Annotated in this window: 18 protein-coding genes; 11 read left to right on the top strand and 7 right to left on the bottom strand. The window is 71.6% G+C overall.

Annotated elements, in window-relative coordinates; all coding sequences use genetic code 11:
* The first annotated feature begins 22 nt into the window (after window positions 1-22).
* Window positions 23-2,353, top strand: a complete 2,331-nt coding sequence (locus ACIHFE_RS20320) for a collagenase (protein WP_400108468.1) — start codon at window positions 23-25, stop codon at window positions 2,351-2,353.
* 62 nt (window positions 2,354-2,415) lie between these two features.
* On the opposite strand, the gene ACIHFE_RS20315 is transcribed toward ACIHFE_RS20320, so the two are convergent.
* The 3 genes from ACIHFE_RS20315 to ACIHFE_RS20305 form a co-directional block, all read right to left on the bottom strand.
* Window positions 2,416-2,949, bottom strand: coding sequence for a hypothetical protein (locus ACIHFE_RS20315; protein ID WP_400108466.1), 534 nt, complete (start codon window positions 2,947-2,949; stop codon window positions 2,416-2,418).
* 231 nt (window positions 2,950-3,180) lie between these two features.
* Window positions 3,181-4,419 carry a cytochrome P450 gene (locus ACIHFE_RS20310; protein ID WP_400108464.1) on the bottom strand — a complete coding sequence of 413 codons (1,239 nt, stop codon included), beginning with the start codon at window positions 4,417-4,419 and terminating at the stop codon, window positions 3,181-3,183.
* Between the two features lie 828 nt (window positions 4,420-5,247).
* Window positions 5,248-6,189 carry a cation diffusion facilitator family transporter gene (locus ACIHFE_RS20305; RefSeq protein WP_400108462.1) on the bottom strand — a complete coding sequence of 314 codons (942 nt, stop codon included), beginning with the start codon at window positions 6,187-6,189 and terminating at the stop codon, window positions 5,248-5,250.
* A 15-nt stretch (window positions 6,190-6,204) separates the two neighbouring features.
* Here ACIHFE_RS20305 and ACIHFE_RS20300 point away from each other — a divergent pair, with 15 nt between their 5' ends.
* The 3 genes from ACIHFE_RS20300 to ACIHFE_RS20290 all read left to right on the top strand — a co-directional run bounded on the left by ACIHFE_RS20300 (window position 6,205) and on the right by ACIHFE_RS20290 (window position 7,318).
* Window positions 6,205-6,423, top strand: a complete 219-nt coding sequence (locus ACIHFE_RS20300) for a hypothetical protein (protein WP_400108460.1) — start codon at window positions 6,205-6,207, stop codon at window positions 6,421-6,423.
* A gap of 176 nt (window positions 6,424-6,599) precedes the next feature.
* Window positions 6,600-6,911 carry a hypothetical protein gene (locus tag ACIHFE_RS20295; protein WP_400108458.1) on the top strand — a complete coding sequence of 104 codons (312 nt, stop codon included), beginning with the start codon at window positions 6,600-6,602 and terminating at the stop codon, window positions 6,909-6,911.
* The gene (locus ACIHFE_RS20290; RefSeq protein ID WP_400108456.1) at window positions 6,908-7,318 is read left to right on the top strand and encodes a hypothetical protein; all 411 of its coding nucleotides are present in this window, start codon (window positions 6,908-6,910) and stop codon (window positions 7,316-7,318) included. Before ACIHFE_RS20295 ends, ACIHFE_RS20290 begins: the two co-directional genes overlap by 4 nt.
* Here ACIHFE_RS20290 and ACIHFE_RS20285 read toward each other — a convergent pair.
* Window positions 7,276-7,851, bottom strand: coding sequence for a GNAT family N-acetyltransferase (locus tag ACIHFE_RS20285; RefSeq protein ID WP_400108454.1), 576 nt, complete (start codon window positions 7,849-7,851; stop codon window positions 7,276-7,278). The genes ACIHFE_RS20290 and ACIHFE_RS20285 overlap by 43 nt on opposite strands.
* A gap of 102 nt (window positions 7,852-7,953) precedes the next feature.
* On the opposite strand from ACIHFE_RS20285, the gene ACIHFE_RS20280 reads away from it, so the two are divergent.
* The 4 genes from ACIHFE_RS20280 (at window position 7,954) to ACIHFE_RS20265 (ending at window position 11,306) form a co-directional block, all read left to right on the top strand.
* A complete protein-coding gene (locus ACIHFE_RS20280; protein WP_400108452.1) occupies window positions 7,954-8,673 on the top strand; it encodes a B3/4 domain-containing protein in 720 nt (239 codons plus the stop codon).
* 242 nt (window positions 8,674-8,915) lie between these two features.
* Window positions 8,916-10,424 carry a methionine--tRNA ligase gene (locus ACIHFE_RS20275; RefSeq protein ID WP_400108450.1) on the top strand — a complete coding sequence of 503 codons (1,509 nt, stop codon included), beginning with the start codon at window positions 8,916-8,918 and terminating at the stop codon, window positions 10,422-10,424.
* Between the two features lie 86 nt (window positions 10,425-10,510).
* Window positions 10,511-10,834: a nuclear transport factor 2 family protein gene (locus ACIHFE_RS20270; RefSeq protein WP_400108448.1), complete on the top strand. Its 324-nt coding sequence runs from the start codon at window positions 10,511-10,513 to the stop codon at window positions 10,832-10,834.
* A 40-nt stretch (window positions 10,835-10,874) separates the two neighbouring features.
* Window positions 10,875-11,306 carry a hypothetical protein gene (locus ACIHFE_RS20265; protein ID WP_400108446.1) on the top strand — a complete coding sequence of 144 codons (432 nt, stop codon included), beginning with the start codon at window positions 10,875-10,877 and terminating at the stop codon, window positions 11,304-11,306.
* Here the strand turns inward: ACIHFE_RS20265 and ACIHFE_RS20260 are convergent.
* Window positions 11,303-13,555 (bottom strand): MMPL family transporter, encoded by a 2,253-nt coding sequence (locus ACIHFE_RS20260; RefSeq protein ID WP_400108444.1) that lies wholly within the window; start codon window positions 13,553-13,555, stop codon window positions 11,303-11,305. The genes ACIHFE_RS20265 and ACIHFE_RS20260 overlap by 4 nt on opposite strands.
* Before the next feature lie 144 nt (window positions 13,556-13,699).
* Window positions 13,700-14,665 carry a LuxR C-terminal-related transcriptional regulator gene (locus ACIHFE_RS20255; RefSeq protein ID WP_400108442.1) on the bottom strand — a complete coding sequence of 322 codons (966 nt, stop codon included), beginning with the start codon at window positions 14,663-14,665 and terminating at the stop codon, window positions 13,700-13,702.
* A gap of 195 nt (window positions 14,666-14,860) precedes the next feature.
* On the opposite strand from ACIHFE_RS20255, the gene ACIHFE_RS20250 reads away from it, so the two are divergent.
* Together ACIHFE_RS20250 and ACIHFE_RS20245 are read left to right on the top strand one after the other, a co-directional pair.
* On the top strand, window positions 14,861-15,955 hold the full coding sequence (locus tag ACIHFE_RS20250) for an alpha/beta hydrolase (protein WP_400108440.1): 1,095 nt from the start codon (window positions 14,861-14,863) through the stop codon (window positions 15,953-15,955).
* An 89-nt stretch (window positions 15,956-16,044) separates the two neighbouring features.
* Window positions 16,045-17,133, top strand: coding sequence for a trypsin-like serine peptidase (locus tag ACIHFE_RS20245; RefSeq protein ID WP_400108438.1), 1,089 nt, complete (start codon window positions 16,045-16,047; stop codon window positions 17,131-17,133).
* A gap of 59 nt (window positions 17,134-17,192) precedes the next feature.
* On the opposite strand, the gene ACIHFE_RS20240 is transcribed toward ACIHFE_RS20245, so the two are convergent.
* Window positions 17,193-17,714, bottom strand: coding sequence for a secondary thiamine-phosphate synthase enzyme YjbQ (locus ACIHFE_RS20240; RefSeq protein ID WP_400108436.1), 522 nt, complete (start codon window positions 17,712-17,714; stop codon window positions 17,193-17,195).
* Between the two features lie 267 nt (window positions 17,715-17,981).
* Between ACIHFE_RS20240 and ACIHFE_RS20235 the strand changes: the two genes are divergently transcribed.
* Window positions 17,982-18,920, top strand: a complete 939-nt coding sequence (locus tag ACIHFE_RS20235; protein WP_400108434.1) for a cyclase family protein — start codon at window positions 17,982-17,984, stop codon at window positions 18,918-18,920.
* The last annotated feature ends 35 nt before the right edge of the window (window positions 18,921-18,955 follow it).

The raw sequence follows: 18,955 nt of genomic DNA, 5'->3' as shown, positions 1-18,955 counted from the left end.
AACCCCCCCAAGGAGTACGCCCGTGCATTCGCTGCGTACCGTGCGCAAAGGGCTGTTGGCCGGCGCATTGGCCGCGTGTCTGGCCCTGCCGACGGCACAGGCCGTCCAGGCCGCACCCGGCCACCCGGCCCCCGGCGCCGGATCCGGCCGGCCGGCCGCCGGCGTCGGCACCACCCCCCAGAACGATGTGGACCACATCGCCCGCCCGCCCAAGAACGGCCGGCTGACGCCGGTGCCCGGTGGCGGGACCATCGCCCAGGGCCGCATACCCGGGGACGTCTCCGGTCAGCCGGGATCCGCGAAGAGACGGCCGGGCGCGGGGCTGCGCGGCTCCGTGCCCTGCACGCTGGACGGCATCACCGGCCTGGACCCGGAGCGGTTCGCGGACTTCCTCACCGGCCCGGACGTCACCGCGGACTCCTGTCTGCGCGAGGTGCTGTGGACCTGGGACACCCGGCTGGCCCCGGTGATGTCCTCGGCGCACATCCAGGCCGTCGCCCACCGGATCGCCACCCTGGCCCCGTCCCATGACGGCACCGACGCCGGCCACCTCTACGAACTGCTCACCTATCTGCACGCGGTGGCCTACCATGCCTTCTCCCACCCCGAGGTGGGCCTGAACGACCCCACCACACTGGGCGCGGTGCGCGACGGTATCGCGGCCTTCGGCGCGGCCGGGCACACCTTCGACCCCACCCGGCAGAACGCCGACTCGCTGCGCGAGGCCCTGTACGCGGGCAGCGCGGCGGGGCTGCGGCAGTACCAACTCCCCCTGGTCAAGCGGGTCCTGAGCACCATGGCCCCGGACGCCAGGACGGCCACCGACCCCAGCTGGGGCGGTGCGGTGCTGTCCGCGCTGAGCGTCAACTACCTCGGTATCTACCCGGGCAACAAGGACACCGCCTTCCGGCAGGCGGCCGCCGCCGACCCGGACTACCGGGCGGCCTTCAAGGTCTTCGCCGGCTACCGGCACCTCAAGGACACCGCCAACGCCTGGGTGGCGCGCGACGCCATGGGCGAGTACGGGCGCTTCGGCCAGATCGACGAGCTGAACGCCTCGGTGGTGGCCGACCTCGGCACCCTGCTGGGCACCACCAAGGACAACTTCGGCGAGATGAGCGCCCCTTGGGCGTCGGTGGCCTCCTGGCTGATCGACTACAACGCCTGCGCCCCCTACCAGGTGTGCAAGCCGCAGATCGAGGACCGGCTGTTCACCCACACCTACACCTATGACAAGGGTGCCATCGTGGTCCGCACCTCGCTGGACCAGGCGACCGTGGACCAGCTCTACTACGCCAGTAAACAGGTCAAAACCCAGTTCTTCCGGGTGCTGGGCACCGATGCCCCGCTGGCCGGGGACCCCAACTCCACGCTGCACATCCACCTCTACGCCTCACGCGCGGAATACGAGGCGTTCCAGCCGCTGCTGACCGGGCTGAGCACCAACAATGGCGGCATCTACATCGAGGACGGCGCGACCTTCTACACCTACCAGCGCCGGGTCCCCCAGGACTCCACCCTCACCCTGGAAGAGCTCTTCCGGCACGAGTACACCCACTACCTCAACGGCCGCTGGGCCGTGCCCGGCACCTTCGGTGACGCCCGCTGGTACACCAATGACCTGGTGACCGCGATGGACGAGGGCACCGCCGAGTTCTTCGACGCCGGCACCCGCTCCGATGGCATCAGGGTGCGCAAGTCCCTGGTCAAGGGCATCATCGCGGACACCGCGGGCGGCGGCCCGCGGATGACCGTCAATGAGCTGCTGCACGCCACCTATGGCAGCGGCTTCCGCTTCTACAACTACGCGGGCACGTTCTTCGAGTTCCTCTGGGACCAGCACCCCTCGCTGATCCGGGAGATGTACGGCTACCAGCGGGCCGACGATCCCAAGGGCTTCGACGCCTGGCGCACCCGGCTGGGCGCGGACATCCAGCTGCAACGCGACTATGACGCCTTCCTCGACAAGCAGATCGCCGATGTGGACGGTCTCTACGTCCCGTCGACCTCCTTCACGCCCCAGTCCAAGCTGGCGCTGTCCACCCCCAAGCAGATCCGCACCGCCTTCGCCAAGGCCACCGGCATGACCCCGGTGTGCACCGGCAACGGTGACCAGCGCCGGCCCCGGTTCACCTGCACCGGGCGGATCTCCGCCAGTCTGGTCAACTCCGATGATCCGGACCTGGTCTTCGCCGATATGTCGCAGACCGTGGACAACTTCATCCTCAAGCGCACCGAGAACACCGTGAACAACCTCGCCGATATGAACTGCTACTTCGGCAAGGTGGACATCTGGTCCGACGGCACCGCCGGCACCGCGCCCCTCACCTGTGAGGGGCCGCTGCGCCGCTGAGCGCTCCGCCGGACGGGGCGGGCGGCGCCGGACGGACCTGGGTCGGGTCCGCCGGCGCCGTCTCAATACCCGGCGCCGTTCTGGTGGCCGGCTTGGCCCTGATATCCCGCCTCGCCGCGGTCCACCGCCACGACCACCATCGCACCCACCCGGATCAGCCGGTGGGTCAGCGCGTCAAGCTCCTGCCGCTCCTCCTCCGGCAGCTGCCACTCCTCCCACCACACCGCTTCCTGGTAGGAGCAGGGATCGGGCCGCTCGGTCTGCCAGGCCCGGGTGAGCCGGGCGGCCAGCGGAGCCACCGCCCGGGCCTGGTCGGCATAGCCGTCCAGCAGCGCCACCATATGGCTGCCGGGCAGATAGGACCGCCAGTTCTCCAGCAGCCCATGAGTGAGGCGGGCGACATCTTCCAGCCACAGCACATGCTGGGACGCCCAGCCCGTCGCCTCCCGGCACTCCGGCATCCCGGGCAGTGACCGGGGCGCCACCATCTCCCGCCGGGCGAAGAACTCCCTGCCCAGCGCGGCCTCTTCGGCCGTGGGCAGCCAGGAATTCTCGCTCAGGGCGGTCACGGCGGCGTCGAAGGCACGGGTCGTCATTCCGCCAACCCTAATCGCCCTGCTGAGGCATCGGCACATCGGCCACCGCGCGGCCGATGTTGTCCGGGCCGGTGGATCGGCGGGCCAGGGCGATGAGTTCACGCACCGTATGCTGCGGGTCCCCACTCCGGACGGTCGCCCGGCCCGGCGAAGCCGCCGTCCGTCATCAGCGGACCCACCGGACGGACCTGCCTCACGGCGATGACGTTGCGGCTTGCCCTTGCCGAAAGGTCAACCGACGTTGCGTACCGGCAGGCTGCGCGGCCCCCGGACCAACAGACCGGGCCGGTAGGGCAGTTCCGCCGGACCGGCCGCCAGGCTCAGCTCCGGCAGTCGGTCGAAGAGCAGCGGCAGTGCGACCGCCGCCTCCAGCCGGGCCAGCCGGGCCCCCAGGCAGAAGTGCGGCCCGTGCCCGAAGGCGGCGTGGGGCGCCGCCCGGTCCGGGCCGCCCAGATAGCGCTCGGGCCGGAAGTCGTCCGGCGCCGGGAAGTGCTCCGGGTCACGGTTGGCCGCGGCGAGCACCACCAGTACCGAGGCCTCGGCGGGGATCTCCGTTCCACCGCCCAGGTCCACCGGCTCCACCGTGCGCCGCCAGGTCGTTCCCTCCAGCGGGCTGGCATGCCGCAGCACCTCCTCCACCACGGCGGCCCAGCGCTCCTCCCCGCCGCGCCGGGCCAGGGCCAGCTGCCCGGGGTGGGTGAGCAGCAGCAGCGCGGCCGAGGCCAGCAGGTTCATGGTGGTCTCATAGCCCGCGAACAGCAGCAGGAAGGCCATGGCCAGCAACTCCGCGTCATCCAGGCCGCCTTCCCCGGCGTCCTGGACCAGCGTGCTGAACAGATCCTCGCCGGGGGTCCGGCGCTTGCGCTCGATCAGTGCGGCGAAGTAGGCGTACAGCTGCTGCCAGGCAGCATCGACGGCGCCCGGCTCCAGCGCGTCGGCGGGTGAGCCGACCCGGTACGTCCAGTCGCGCAGGGCGGCCCGGTCCTCCTCCGGCACGCCCAGCACCTCGCCGATGACCAGCACCGGCAGCGGGAAGGCGAAGGCGTCCACCAGGTCGGCGATGCCGTCCCGGTCCAGCCGGCCGGCGAGCCCGTCCACCAGTCCGGCCGCCAGGTGCGCGATGCGCGGCCGCAGGGCGTCCACCCGGCGCGGGGTGAAGGCGGCCACCGTCAGCCGGCGCAGCCGGATGTGGTCCGGGGCATCGGAGTTGAGCATATGGCGGGCCAGCAGAGCCCGGGCACGCTGGGCCGCCGAATCCGGCTTGGGGCGCCCGGCGCCCTGCGGCGGCACATTGGAGAACCTGGGGTCGGCCAGCACCTCACGCGCCTGCCGGTACCCGGTGACCAGCCAGGCGTCACTGCCGTTGGCCAGCGCCACCCGGGCGGCCGGGCCCTGGGTACGCAGCCGGGCGTAGTACGGGAAGGGGTCACGCGCGAAGGCGGGGTCCGCGGGGTTCAGTGGCTGAGGCACCCGTTCATCCTCACCGATCTCCGCCCGGCCGGGACCACTGATTTTCCGCAGGAGTGCGGGGGCGGGTCTGTTGGGTTCCTACAAAGTGGGCGCCTATGGCAGGCCTTCGCCGCTGCGCCTTTGATCTCCCGGCGCATCGGACCGGCGGCCTCCGGCTCGGTCCGCGGATGGCCGGTCATGCCCACGCGGCGGAGCCGCCCCGCGTTCCTTATGGGGGCGTCCACCTCGCTCTCCGGCGACAGGGCCGGCATCCCACCGTCCACCGGCAGACCGGCGACGTTGACATAGGAGGCCGCCGCCCCGGCCAGGAAGGCCCCGGCCTCGGCGATCTCCTTGGCCGGCAGGCGCGTGGCAGGGGGGGAGCGGCGGATCTGCCGTCGGCCCGGCCTCGCTGTGTGCGTGCGCCTCGGTGCGGGGGACGGCTGTGCGGATCAGCACCATGATGCCGGGCCGCCCCACGCCACAACGGGCGAACTCGGCGTCGGCCTGCCAGGCCGACGTCCAGGGACGGTGCGCAGCCGGTCCGCGGCCACTTCGGCCGGCGGTGCGCGGTCCTCGCCCAGAAGTGCGTGGATGAGTACCGACGGGAGCCACCGGGGTGCGCGTCGAAGGCGCGGGCGCGCGGGCGAGGATACCGGCATCGGTGGCGCCCCCGATCACCGTTGCGCGGCACGGCAGTTGACGCGGTGGCGGGTCCAGGCCGACGCCGGCGACCCGCGCTCCGCCGGCCGCGAGGCGGGCTGCACAAGCCCGTCCGGCACCGCCGGCGGCGAAGACCGGTTCCGCACCGGACGCCATGGCGGCGGGCCTGCTGCCGGGCGGCCCGCGTCAGTGGCTGTGCGGCCCCCGGTGGTGCACGGTGCCGTGCGGCTGCTCGCAGTGCGCGTCCGCCCGGCCCGGCGCCTGGCCGGCGCCGGCCAGCGCCTCGGCGGCGTGGTCGACCTGGAGGGTGGCGTGGGTGATGCCGTACTCCTCGCGCAGGGTGCCCTGGACGGCCTGGCGTACGGCGTGGCAATCGCCGCCGGGTTCCACCAGGACATGGGCGGAGAGCACCGCCTCACCCGAGGTGATCTCCCAGATGTGCAGGTCGTGCACTTCCACCACCCCGGCCTGGGCGGCCATCCGGTCGCCGATCACATCCGGTTGCACCCCGGCCGGAGCCGCTTCCAGGAAGATCCGCCCGGCCGCCCGTACCAGGGACAGTCCGGACTTGACCATCAGCGCCACCACCACCAGCGTGGCGAGGGCATCGGCCCGGGCGAACCCGGTGACCATCACCACGGCTCCGGCCACCGCGGTGGCGACAAAGCCATAGAGGTCGGTGAGGATGTGCTGGAAGGCGCCCTCGACATTGAGCGAGGAGCGGTTGGCCCGGGACATGCACCAGGCCGCGGCGATGTTCACCACCACCCCGCTCAGCGCGGTGATCAGCACCAGGCGGCCGCCGACCTCGGGCGGGCTCAGCAGGCGCTGGACGGACTCATAGGCCAGCCAGACCGAGAGCAGCAGCAGGGTCAGGCCGTTCGCCTGCGCGGAGAGGATTTCGGCCCGCTTGAGGCCATAGGTGTATTCGCCACGGGCGGGCCGGGCGGCCAGCCTCATCGCCACCAGCGCCAGCACGATGGAACCGGCGTCGGAAAGCATATGGGCGGCGTCCGACAGCAGCGCCAGGGAATGAGCGGCAAAAGCGACAACGATTTCCACCGCCATATAGCCGAGGATGAGACACAGGGCTATGGACAGCCAGCGGCGGTCCGCGTCCTGGGCCACACCATGGCTGTGGCCGTGGCCATGCCCGTGGCCATGCCCGTGGCCGTGGCCGTGGCCGTGCTGGTGGTCGTCACCGTGCCCGTGCCCGTGCCCGTGCGCATGGTCGTGACCGCCGCCGTTCCGGCCGCGCTTTTGCCGCATCAAAACCCCCTGGGAAATCGCCCTGGCATCCACGGCAGTGAAGCGCATATTCAAGGAATCGGCAAAGGCTGCAATGGAGACGGTTTTCGATAGCGTTTCGGCGCGGGCCATTTCTTGAATACGGTTATCGATATGGGTCATGGGCCGGCGCGCCGGGCGCGTGGCGTCCGGCAGGCGCCGGTGGTGGGCCACGGCGGCAGGCGTCGGCTCCCCGCCCGGCTCGCCGGAAAGCCGGTATTACCGGCAGCGCGTCCAGTAATATTTCGGCCATGGGCGAAGAGAAGACCTCCGACTACGAGCGGATCAGCATCACCGTGCCGCGGGAGCTCGCCGAGCAGCTGCGCGGGATGAAGGACGCCAATGTCATCGAGTCCGTGTCGGCCTTCGTCACCAGAACGCTCGCGGGCCAGATCGACCGCGACCGCAGACACCGCGAGAGCGATGAACGCCTGCGCCAGGACTTCGGGTTGGACGAGGACCGGATGACGCTGGCCCGGCAGTGGGCCGACGACGCCACCAACCAGCGCACCCGGCTGTCCCTGGAGCAGTACATCGCCACCCGCCGGAGCAGCGCCGCATGAGCCAGGACGGTGTGACCGGGGTCGTCCTGGACGCCGGCTTCCTCTGCGACCTGAGCACCGGATACCGGATCGAGCATGAAGTGCTCACCGACCGGTGGAGCTGGCACGCGGTCACCGTCAACGTTCCACAGAGCGAACTGGTGCTGGCCGAGCGGGAGAAGCCGGGCCTGGCCCGTACGGCCCTGGAACTGCTGCTGGCCCGGTGCGGGCCCTCGGTGCTGATCCGACCGCTGGACCTGCCCGCCGTGCAGGCCGCTGGGGCGATGATGCGCCGCTACGGGCTGGAGGACGTCGCGCTGGCGCATACCGCCGCCATCGCGGTGCCCTCCGGCTGGACCGTCTTCACCACCGATCCCGGCCGGTATCAGCCGCTGGCCGCCGACATCGATGTGTTCGGGCTGGTCTGAACTCCGGCCAGCCGACGGCGCATACACACCCGGGGCCAGCGGTCCAGGCCCTGGGCGGCCTCTTCCTCAACCTTCTTGCGCAGCGCCCGGTTGAGTTCCCCCTCCGCCATCACCTCGAAGCCGCAGCGGGCGTAGTAGGGCGCGTTCCAGGGGACTTGGGCGAAGGTGGTGAGGGTCAGCATCGTCCGGCCGTTGGCCGCCTGACTTCCGGCGAGGTGGTCGAGCAGTGAACGGCCGATGCCCCGCCGGGAGTTGGCGGGGTGCACCGACACCTGATCCACATGCGGCTCGCCGGCCGCGAAGGAGCACAGCAGATAGCCGACCGGGCGGTCGGATACGTCGGCGGCCACCCATGCCAGACCGTGCCGCTGGTGGCGGGCGAGCAGGTGGAGCGCGGGCGGGTCGTCGTCGGCGATCTCCGGCATCCCGATCTCACGGAAGCGCTCCCCCGCCGCCCGCTCGATCTCCTGAAGCAGCGGGAGCTCATCGGGCCGAGCGAGCCTGATCTGCGGTGGGATGTTGAAGGTCGGCATCCTCGCAGTCTGACCGGGCGGACCGGAGTCCGCCCGCGATTTTTCCGGCCTGGTACGGTACACAGCACCATCTGGTACACAATATTGCGCCTGGAGGGCCTGATGGCCGACACCACCGACCTCAAAGCCTGGCTGGACACCGTGACCGTCGATCCGGCGGTGCGGGAGCTGCGCCCCGACTACCGGGCCCTGGTGATAGCCGCCGAGGGGCTGCGCCCCGGGCCCAGTGACGCGACCAGCGAACGGCTGCTGACCGCGGCCGAGGAGACCGCCCGGGCCTGGCTCGCCCATACGCCGGTGGAGGAACACCCGCACCTGGCCGCCTGGCGGGATGCCTTCCGGGCCTTCGGTGCCAAGCCGCAGCGCACCCGGCCCAGCGCGGAGGCCCTGGTGCGCCGGGCGGAGACCGGGCTGCCGAGGGTGGACCGGCTCACCGACCTCTACAACGCCGTCTCGGTGGCCCATGTCCTGCCGCTGGGCGGCGAGGACCTGGACCACTACGCCGGTCCGGCCCGGCTGGTGCGCGCCACCGGCGAGGAGGTCTTCGAGACCACGGCGGGCGGGGAACCGGCCACCGAGCACTGCTCGCCCGGCGAGGTGGTGTGGCGAGACGACCGGGGCGTGACCTGCCGCCGCTGGAACTGGCGCCAGTGCACCCGCACCCGGCTCACCCGCACCACCACCCGCGCCGTCTTCATCCTCGACGCCCTGGGCCCCCTGGACGACGCGGCCCTGGCCGCCGCCGGTGAGGCCCTGACGGAGGCGCTGCTGAGGAGCAGCCCGGAGGCGGTGCCGGCCCAGCGGCTGGTGCGCGGCGACTGACGTGCCCGGCCCCGGGCCGGGCACGGTCGCGGCCGGGCGGGCCGGGATGACCACAATCGCCTTGCCCGGGCCCGTTTGGGCCCGCTACGGTCCAGCGCATGAACCTCGCGTCCGCGCCCCAGCACTCGATGATGCCCCGTCAACGGGGCTGCTGACACGGACGCTTGACCTATCCGAGGCCCCGGGACGGGGCCTCTTCCGCATCCGCCGGGGGGAGCCCCGGCTCGCTGGAGGAGGCTCCCATGACCGTCCCACGCTGCTTCATCACCACCACCATCCCCTATGTCAACGCCCGTCCCCATCTGGGCTTCGCGCTGGAGCTCGTCCAGGCGGACACCCTGGCCCGGCACCGCCGCCGCGCGGGCGACGAGGTCCGGCTGCTCACCGGCACCGATGACAACTCGCTCAAGAATGTGCTGGCCGCCGAGGCGGCGGGGACCGGCGTCCAACAGCTGGTGGACCGCAATGCCGCAGCCTTCGCGGCCCTTCGCGAGCCACTGGCCCTGTCCTTCGACGACTTCATCCGCACCAGCCGCGACCCGCGCCACCGCGTCGGCGTCGAACGCCTCTGGCGGCGCTGCCAAGCCGCCGGTGACTTCTACCGCACGCACTACCAGGGGCTCTACTGCGTGGGCTGCGAGCAGTTCTACGTCCCGCAGGACCTGCCCGACGGCCGCTGCCCCGAACACGGCACCGCGCCCCAGCCGGTGGCCGAGGAGAACTGGTTCTTCCGGCTGTCCCGCTACACCGGCGCCCTTCAAGAGCTGATCTCCAGTGGGCGGTTGCGCATCCAGCCGGGGCAGCGCCGCAACGAGGTGCTGGCCCTGCTCGCCGGCGGGCTGCACGACTTCTCCGTCTCCCGCTCCCGGACCCGGGCCCGTGGCTGGGGCATTCCGGTGCCCGGCGACCCGGAGCAGGTCGTCTATGTCTGGTGGGAGGCCCTGGGCAACTATGTCACCAGCCTCGGCTACGGCACCTCGGCCCCGGACTTCGACACCTGGTGGACGGGCGGCGGCCGGCGCATTCACCTGGCGGGCAAGGGAGTTCTCCGCTTCCACGCCGTCTACTGGCCGGCCATGCTGCTGTCCGCGGGGCTGCCGCTGCCCACCGAGATCCTGGTGCATGACTACCTCACGGTGGACGGCCGGAAGATCAGCAAGTCGGCCGGTACCACGGTGGATCCGGTCGGGCTGGTCGCGGACTACGGTACGGACGCGGTGCGTTGGTGGCTGCTGCGCGAGGTGCCGCGCATCGGGGACGCCGACTTCACCCGGGACCGGCTGGTGGCCCGGGCCGACGCCGATCTCGCCGGCGGCCTGGGGAATCTGGCCCACCGGGTGGTGTCCATGGTGCACCGCTACCGTGCGGGCCGGCTTCCGGACGACGCCCCGGGCCGCGCTCCCGGCACCGAGCGGCTGGCCGAGGTCTGCCACCGGCTGCCCGGCCGGATCGAAGCGGCCCTGGCCGCCTACGACTTCCGTGCCGCCACGGCCGCGCTGTGGACGGTGGTGGAGGAGGCCAACCGCTGTGTCGAGCGAACGCGTCCCTGGGAACTGGCCCGGGACGGCCGGGACGAGCGCCTGGACGCCGTACTGGCCGCGCTGATCGCGGCCTGCCGGCAGCTCGCCGGCGAACTGTCCCCGTTCCTGCCCACGGCCGCCGCCCGGCTGGCCCGCCAGTGCACCCCGCACCAGGGCGTCCTGCCGCCGGCGACCCCGCTCTTCGGCCGGCTGACCGCACCCACCGGCTGAGCGGACCACCATCGGTGGCGGTGCCCCGGCGGCGGTGCTTGGCTGGGTCTCCCCGGCACCGGCAGCGCACCGGCAGAGGAGTTCCCATGAGCGTCGCCCCGGACCAGCCGTCCGACCCGACCGTACGAGCCCTGGTCACCGCCATCAACACCGGTGACCGGCAAGGATTTATGGACCTGCTCACCGAGGACGCCACCATGTCCGACGACGGCACGGACCGTGATCTCCAGGGCTGGACGGAGGACGAGATCTTCGGCTCCAACGGCCGGATGGACGTCGAGGCGGAGTCGGACGGCGGCCGGGCCCTGGTGGCCGTCTTCACCAACGACCGCTGGGGCGCCATGCGGACGGCCTGGCGGTTCGAGGTGGCAGACGGCAGGATCAGCCGCTTCGAGACGGGCCAGGCGTAAAGCACTTACCTGAAGTGGATCTTGGTCGTAGGGTACGGCCATGTCACTCAGCCGCCTCTCGCTCTCCTCCGGCCGTTCCATCGAACTCACCGAGCTGCGGCTGCGCTCGACCTACGGCACGATGCTGGAGGGCTATCCGTGCCGGCCCATCAACGAGATGAAGATCCGTGGCCTGTTGCGGACCGCGGAAAGTGCCTTCCCCGGCGGGCCGGTTCATCTCGTTCCGCCTTCCCGTGAGTTCCCGGACCTGGCTCCGGGCGGCTTCGGGCCCGTCGAGGTACTGCCCGCCGTGGCCTGCGTCGGCGCCTTCCGTTCCACGGCAGTCGACCCCGGCCGCGATCCGGTGCTGTACCGCTCCGCCCTCACCATCGTCTGGTTCCAGGCCGTCCCGGACGTCCCGTCAGGGGACAGTGACCAGCACCCGCTGTGTGACGTTCCCTGGGAAGAACTGGCCCGGGACCACGAGCTCTAGGACCGCACCCGGGGCAGGACCCGGTCCAGCCAGCGGGGGATCCACCAGTTGCTGCGGTCCAGCAGGGTCATGGTGGCCGGGACCAGGACCAGGCGGATCAGGGTGGCGTCGATCAGGACGCTGACCGCCAGCCCCACGGCCAGCATTTTGACGACGATCACCGGGCTGGCCACAAAGGCGGCGAAGACGCTGGTCATGATGAGCGCGGCGCAGGTGATCACGCGGGCGGTGGTAGCCAGCGCCTGGGAGACGCTTTCCGCGTTGTCGCCGGTGCGCAGCCAGTTCTCCTGGACGCGGGTGAGCAGGAAGATCTCGTAGTCCATGCTCAGGCCGAAGACAATGGCGAACATCATCATCGGCACAAAGCTCTCGACCGGCACCGGGCCGCCGACGCCGAGGGCGCCGCTGCCCCAGCCCCACTGGAAGACGGCGACGATCACGCCATAGGAGGCGGCGATCGACACCACATTGAGCACGGCCGCCTTCAGGGCCACCAGCAGGCCGCGGAAGACGGCCAGGATGATCACAAAGGCCAGGCCGACCACCACGCCGATGATCAGCGGCAGCCGGTCGGCGACCATGTCGAGGAAGTCGACCTGGACCGCGGTGGTGCCGGTGACATAGCCGTGGGCGGTGGTGCCGGCCACGGCTCGGGGCAGCACGGTGTCCCTGAGGTGGTTGACCAGGCGGGTGGTGGCCGCGTCCTGCGGGGTGGTGGCGGGGATGGTGGTGGCGGTGAGCACCTTGCCGTCGGGTGTGGGGCGCAGCGAGGTGGTGGTGACGGTGCCGGGGACGTGTGCCAGGGCGTGCCCGGCCCGGGTGGCCAGGGCCGGACGCTCGGCGGGCGGCACGGTGCTCTGGTCGATGACCAGGGTCAGCGGGCCGTTGGCGCCGGGGCCGAAGGCGGCGGACATCAGGTCGAAGGCGCGGCGGTCGGTGAAGCTCGTGGGGTCGGCGCCGTCGCCGATGTGCCCCAGCCGGATGGAGAACAGCGGGACGGCCAGGACGGCCGCGGTGGCCAGGCCGCCGGTGAGGAACCACCAGGGGTGGCGTTGGACGCGCCGTGCGTATCGGTGCCAGCCGGCGCGTCCGGGCTCGCGGCCCTTGGGGGCCGCCTCGGCGACCGGGGTGCGGACATGCCAGCGGTCGATCCGGCGTCCGGCCAGGCCGAGCAGGGCCGGGACCAGGGTGAGGGCGGTGAGCACGGCGGTGATGACGGTGATGGCGGCGGCGGTGCCCAGTTTCCCGATGAGGGAGATGCCGCTGACCCATAGTCCGGCCAGCGCCACGATGACCGTGCAGCCGGAGACCAGCACGGCCCGGCCGCTGGTCGCCACGGCCTGCCCGGCGGCGGTGGCGGGATCCGTCCCGTCCAGGACGTGCTGCCGGTGGCGGGTGATCAGGAAGAGGGCGTAGTCGATGCCCACCCCCAGCCCGATCATGGTGGCCAGGGTCGGGGAGACGGTGGAGAAGGTGAACGCGGCCGCCAGCAGGCCCAGGCAGGCCAGTCCGGTGATGACCCCGATGAGAGCGGTGAGCATCGGCAGGACCGCCGCCGTCACGCTGCCGAATCCGGCCAGCAGGATCACCACGGCCGCGCCGTAGCCGATGAGTTCGCTCCCCCGGTCGTTGGGCAGCGGCCGGGCCAGTTCACCCAGCGGACCGCCGTACTCCACCCGCACTCCGGCCGCCCGCAGTGGTGCCACGGCCCGGTCGACCCCATGCAGATAGTCCTGGCCCAGCAGCAGTGGCGTGGTGTCGAAGCGGACGGTGAGGTAGGCGGTGCGGCCGTCCCCGGACAGCGGTCCCACGTTCCGCCGGCCCGGGGGTGGTGGTTGCGCCGGGTACGCGGAGGGTGGGGGCAGCGGGTTCTGGACGGCCAGCACATGCGGCAGCCGCCGTAGCGCGGCGGCCGCGCCGTTCACCTGGGCGGCGACGGCGGTCAGCGGCCGCTTGGCGTCATGCAGCACCACCGGGGCGCTGTAGCCGCCGACGGCCGGATCGTGGGCCTTCAGTACGTCGATCGCCCGTACCGACTGCACCCCGGGCAGGGTGAAGTCATCGGAGAAGGGCCCGCTGTAGGCCCTGTTGAGCCCCTCCACACCGGCCAGCACCAGCAGCCAGCCGGCCATGACCACCAGGAAGTGGCGGGCGCACCACTCGCCCAGGGTGGCCAGGGCTCCCCGGATTCCCGGCCTTGGGGAGGCCGGCGCTCGGGGACGCGGTTCGCCTTCGCCCGGAACGGACACTGACCCTCCGGGTGATCGGCAGCCGGCTCCGGATTCAGTAGATGCCGGGGGCGCCGGCCCGGCACGCCGGGTTCCGGAGAACGAGTGACCGGCCGGACCCCGGCCTCAGGGACCGTGTCGGCCGTGCCGGCCGTGTCATGGGTCTCACAGCCAGCCGCGCCGGGCGGCCTGGACTCCGGCCTGGAAGCGGGTGGTGGCGCCCAGGGCGGCCAGCAGGGCGGAGACCCGGCGTACCACGGTGCGCCGGCCCAGGCCCAGGCGTCGGGCTATGGCGTCGTCGGTGGCGCCGCTGGCCATCAGGGTGAGGATCTGGCGGTCCCGGGCGTCGATCTGGGTGTCCACACCGGCCGCCGAGGCCGGTACGGCCAGGCCCCACAGGGACTCAAAGACATTGGCCAGGGCCCGGAACAGGCTGGAGGGGCGGACCAGCAGGGCGATGGCACCGGGGCGGTCGTCGCCGGCCAGGGTGATCACGGCCAGGTCGTTGTCGCCGATGGCCAGCTTCATGGGCGGCTCGTGCAGGGTGCGGGCCTGTTCGCCGGCCTCGATCATGCGGGCCATGTTGGGGCCCGCGATCGGGTCGTCGAAGGCGGAGCCGTGATAGAGGACGCGGTAGACGACGCCGGCGGCCATCCGCTGGCGCTGCAGGGTCTCCTGGCCGAGGTAGTGGTCGGGCGGCCCGGAGTACGGGGGCATGTCGATGACCCGGACCTGGTGGCGCGCGGACTGCTGGAGCCGGCGGACAACCGTCAGGATCTGTGCGTTGCCCTCGACCACCTCCAGCGCGCCATAGTGCCCGGCGTCCCGGCGGGCGAAGCGGTAGAGCCGTTCCAGTTCGGCGCCGGTCCGCCGGAGGGCGGCCTGCCGGGCCGCCTCGCGCTGCAGCAGGGTCTCCACGACCTGCAGCGGCGACAACGCCTCCCAGGTCCTGGCCTCCGGACCGGCCGTCACCGCGATGTCCTCGGCGGCGAGTTCCTCCAGCACCGCGAGCACCACGGCCTCGCTCAGCCCGGCCCGGGTGGCCAGCAGGCCGGCCGGCGCCCCCGGGTGGCTCACCAGCAGCCGGTAGACCCGGCCACGGGTGGAGTCGGGATCCAGGACGTCGTGCACAACACCCCCTTGGCCGCACTGATGTCCGATTGCATCGGTTCCCGGAGACTATGGCGCACCCGGCTCACCTGCGCCAACGGCGCAACTGAGCCATCGAACCGTATGGCGTCCGGCCGGGGGCTGCCCGTTAGATGAGCCGTGCCGGTCAAGCGGAACCACCGGCCCCATGGCATCCGCCCACTTCGAGGACAACTGATGAGATCCGTCCTGCCCGTTCGGCTGTCCCGCGCCAAGACACTGTTGGCCGCGGTGGCCACCGCCCTGCTGATGCTCGGCACACCAGCCGCGCACGCCACGTCCGCCGAGGCCCCGGCGCCGCCCAGGTTCACCGACGGCTTCGGGCTCACCCAGGTCGGCACGGCCACCGGTACGGCGGCCAACTTCGTGGTCACGGTGACCACGGCCCAGGTCGCCGGGGAGCATCGCATCCGGATCCTGCTGCCCGACGGCTACGCGGCCGACTCCACCAAGCGCTATCCGGTGTTCTACCTGCTGCATGGTGCGTCCGACGACCCGGGCAATCCTCATCTGGCCTATCCGGCGCTCACCGCCGCCAAGTCGATGATCACCGTGATCCCGGACGGCGGCCTGCGCGGCTGGTACACCAACTGGCTTGACCAGGACACCGCCGCGGGCGCGCAGAACTGGGAGAACTTCCACATCAACCAGGTGATCCCGTTCATTGACGCCAATCTGCGCACCCTGGGGACCAAGCAGGGCAGAGCGATTGGCGGAATCTCGATGGGCGGCTTCGGTGCCCTGCACTACGCACAGGACCACCCCGAGCTCTTCAGCCAGGTCGCCACCTTCTCCGGTGCCGATGACCTCTCCATGGACGAGGCGGTCATCCGCGGTGCCGTCGTCGCCACGCTCACCAACATCGGCGCCGCGCTGTGCGGTTCCAGCTCCGGCGGCGACTGCGCGCTCGACTTCGGTCCCCCGGTGTCCAGTGACGCCGTCTTCGGCTCGCCGTACCCGGTGTTCAACGCCGACTGGCGCTGGAACGCCGCCGATCCGTCCGCACATATGGACAAGCTGGCCGGCATGGGCATCTCCCTCTACACCGGCGACGGCGCCGGCGACCCAGCCGAACCCGAGTTCTGGGTGCGGTCGGCGGCCTACCACGCCAAGGACCATCTGGACGCCCTCAACCACCCCTACCACTTCGTGGACTACGGCAATGGCTCCGGGTGGGGCCAGGGTTGCCGGGGCGGCCATAAACCCGAGTGCTGGGCACAGGACCTGGAGGACTTTGTGCCGCGCCTGGAGGCGGCCTTCGCCTCGGCCTGACCGGACGGCGCCCTGACCCGTCCTCTCTCCGTCAACACTCTCAAGGGGGAACCGACATGTCAGTCGGGACACTGTCCACCGCAAGACGTATGAGCACAGCCGCCGTTGGCGTACTGGCGCTGCTGGCCGCCCTGTTCACCATGGCCCCATCGGCACGGGCCGACAACTCCGTGGTCGAAATGCCCGCGCTGGTGCCCAGTGGGCCGGACTACCAGCAGAACCTCAAGGCCGAGGTGGAGTTCTGGAACCTGTCCAGGATGGCCAAGGCCGCGCTCAACAACGAGGACCATGACGCGGTTCCGCCTTCGGGAGGCTGGGACCGCCTCAGCAAGCCATGGCCGGTCCAGCAGGGGCTCATCGGGCGCACGGCCGGCAAGCTTCTCATGGAGTACAAAAATCTGGACACCGGTGGCACCGAGTTGGACGCCTGCTCCGGAAACGTGGTGACCAGCGCCAACAAGAGCGTGGTGGTGACCGCCGGCCATTGCATCGGCTACCACCTGCCGGTTGTGGGCCCGAACCTCTTCGTCGACAAGATGGTGTTCATCCCCGGCTTCAACGGCGCCGGCCTGGCACGCCACAGCGACAGCACCGCGCTGCCCGGCAAGGACGTGGCACCGTACGGGGTCTGGGGAGTGACCCGCGAGTGGACCACGGACACCTGGGCGCACAACGGCGACTGGGTGGCGGGGGGCGACATGGCGGCCCTCCTGGTGGCCAACCCCAGTGATCCGCGGCCGATCGCCGAGGTAACGGGCGGGCAGAAGATCGCCTTCAACCAGCCGCGGGCCCGGCACGCGGCGATGTTCGGCTATCCGACCAGCAACGAGCGCAACTACTACGCGCACTCCCGGAACGCGGTGTCAGCAGCGCTCCAGCGCGACTTCGACGGCCGCACCCTGATGTTCGCCGAAGGCGACTCCTGGGCCGACCCCGTCTACGCCAATGATGTGATCACCGGCGCGATGGCGCCGGGCAGCAGCGGCGGCCCTTGGCTGCAGAACTTCGACCCCGCGACCGGGGAAGGCGTCCAGACCGGGGCCTTCTCCCGCTATGACGACCCGGCCCAGATCATCGGCATCCAAGGCTGGCTGATAGGCCCCAACCTCCAGGCCACCCAGTTCGGCGACGAGGAGCAGGCCGTCTATTTCGCCGCCCAGTCAGTGAACCGGGCATAAGCCGGGACAACTCGCCTCGGTCTCCCGGACATTGACTCCGGGAGGCCGAGGCCGCTTGCTCACCGCCCCAAATCGATGATGCGCACCAGCAGTTCCCGGGTGCGCGGGCCGTCGTACTCGGCCAGCAGGACGGCCTGCCACCGGCCCAGGTGGAGCGCCCCCTCGGTGACCGGGATGTTCAGCTCCGGGTGGGTGGTGAGCTGGGTGCGCAAGTGGGCGTGGCCGTTGTCGCGTTCGCCGTGCAGCAGGCGCTCGGCGGGAGTGCGGTGTTTGTCATGGGCGTAGGGATGGTGGCCGCTGTGCGGCAGCAGGCGTTCCAGGGCCCGTCCCAGATCGGTCTCCAGGCCGGGATCGCTTTCATTGATCAGCAGCCCGCAGGTGGTGTGGCCGCAGTAGAGCTGTACGGTGCCTTCGTCGACTCCCGAGCCTGCCACCAACTCCCTTACGCTGCCGGTCAGATCCACCAGCGCTTCGGCCCGCTCGACGATGATGCCGAGGCGAGCCGTGCGGGCGAGGGCGCTGCCACGGGGGAAGGTCCGCTGTGCGGTCACTTCCACGCGGGTGCCGGGGATGGTGGTCATGGTTGCCTCCCTTACGGCGGGGGTCACCGGCACGCTCCCGCAGCCCCGCCCGCTCCCGCAACTCCCCTGTCGGCCAAGGCTGGTGCACCCACGCCCCGTAAGGGGCGCGGGGCGGCTGCATGAGGCGGCTCCGCCGCGTGGGCGCGACCGGCCACCGACGACGCGCATCCGAGACGCGACGGCGAGCCTCCCGGGATGCCGGGCCCCTGTCACAGCGTCCACACTGGTGTCGACCGCACTCATTCCCACCCGCCCCTGGACCGGCAGATGAGCAGCCACCCCGCCGACAACGGCCCCACTGTCTCCCGCCAGGAGTTCGACGCCCTCTTCGAGCGGCTGCGGACCTGGGACCAGTGGGAGGCCGGCGGCCGGGGTGCCGGGAACCGGGTGACCCGGGAGCGCGTCCGGCAGGCGGCGGCCCTGGTGCGGACCGGAGAGGTGGTGCCGCTGGGCCGGGCCTGGGACACCACGGCGGGCCCGGACAACGGCAGGCCCGCCCTGCACTACATGTCCGACCTGGGGGACGTCGAGGCGCCCGAGCCCACCGCCCACAAGGACTTCATCGGGGCCGACTACCACGGCAAGGCCATCAGTCATCTGGACGCGCTGTCCCATATCGCCTACCGGGGCCGGCTCTACGGCGGCGGCAGGGCCCGGGACCTGGTCGGCGCCCTGGGGGCCCGCTTCGGGGATGTGGCGGCGCTGGGTCCGCTGGTGACCAGGGGGGTGCTCCTGGACCTGCCGGCCGTGCGGGGGAAGCCCTGGCTGGAGCCCGGGCAGGCCGTGCACGCCCCCGACCTCACCGCCGCGGAAACGGCGCACGGGGTACGGATCGGCGAGGGGGACGCGGTACTGCTGCGGGTCGGCCGTTTCCGGCGCCGGAGGGAGCTGGGCGCCTGGGACCCCGACACCGCCTGCGCGGGCCTGCATATCGATGCCGTGCCGCTGCTGGCCGAGCGCGGCCTCGCCCTGCTGGGCGGCGACGGCGACAGCGATGTGCGCCCCTCGCCGGTCGAGGGCCTGCACTCCCCCGTCCACACCCTGGCCATCGCCGCCATGGGCGTGCCCCTGCTGGACAACCTTGATCTGGAGGCGCTCTCCGAGGCCTGCGCCCGGACGGGACACTATGCGTTCCTGCTGGTGGTGGCGGTGCTGAACATCCCGGGCGGGACGGGTTCCCCGGTCAGCCCGGTCGCGGTGCTGTAAGGACGGCGCTGCGTTACGGGACGTACCCGAGCGCT

It is taken from the genome of Streptomyces sp. NPDC052396 (assembly GCF_044593195.1).
Lineage (GTDB): Bacteria > Actinomycetota > Actinomycetes > Streptomycetales > Streptomycetaceae > Streptomyces.
This window is presented reverse-complemented; position numbering and strand designations above follow the sequence as displayed.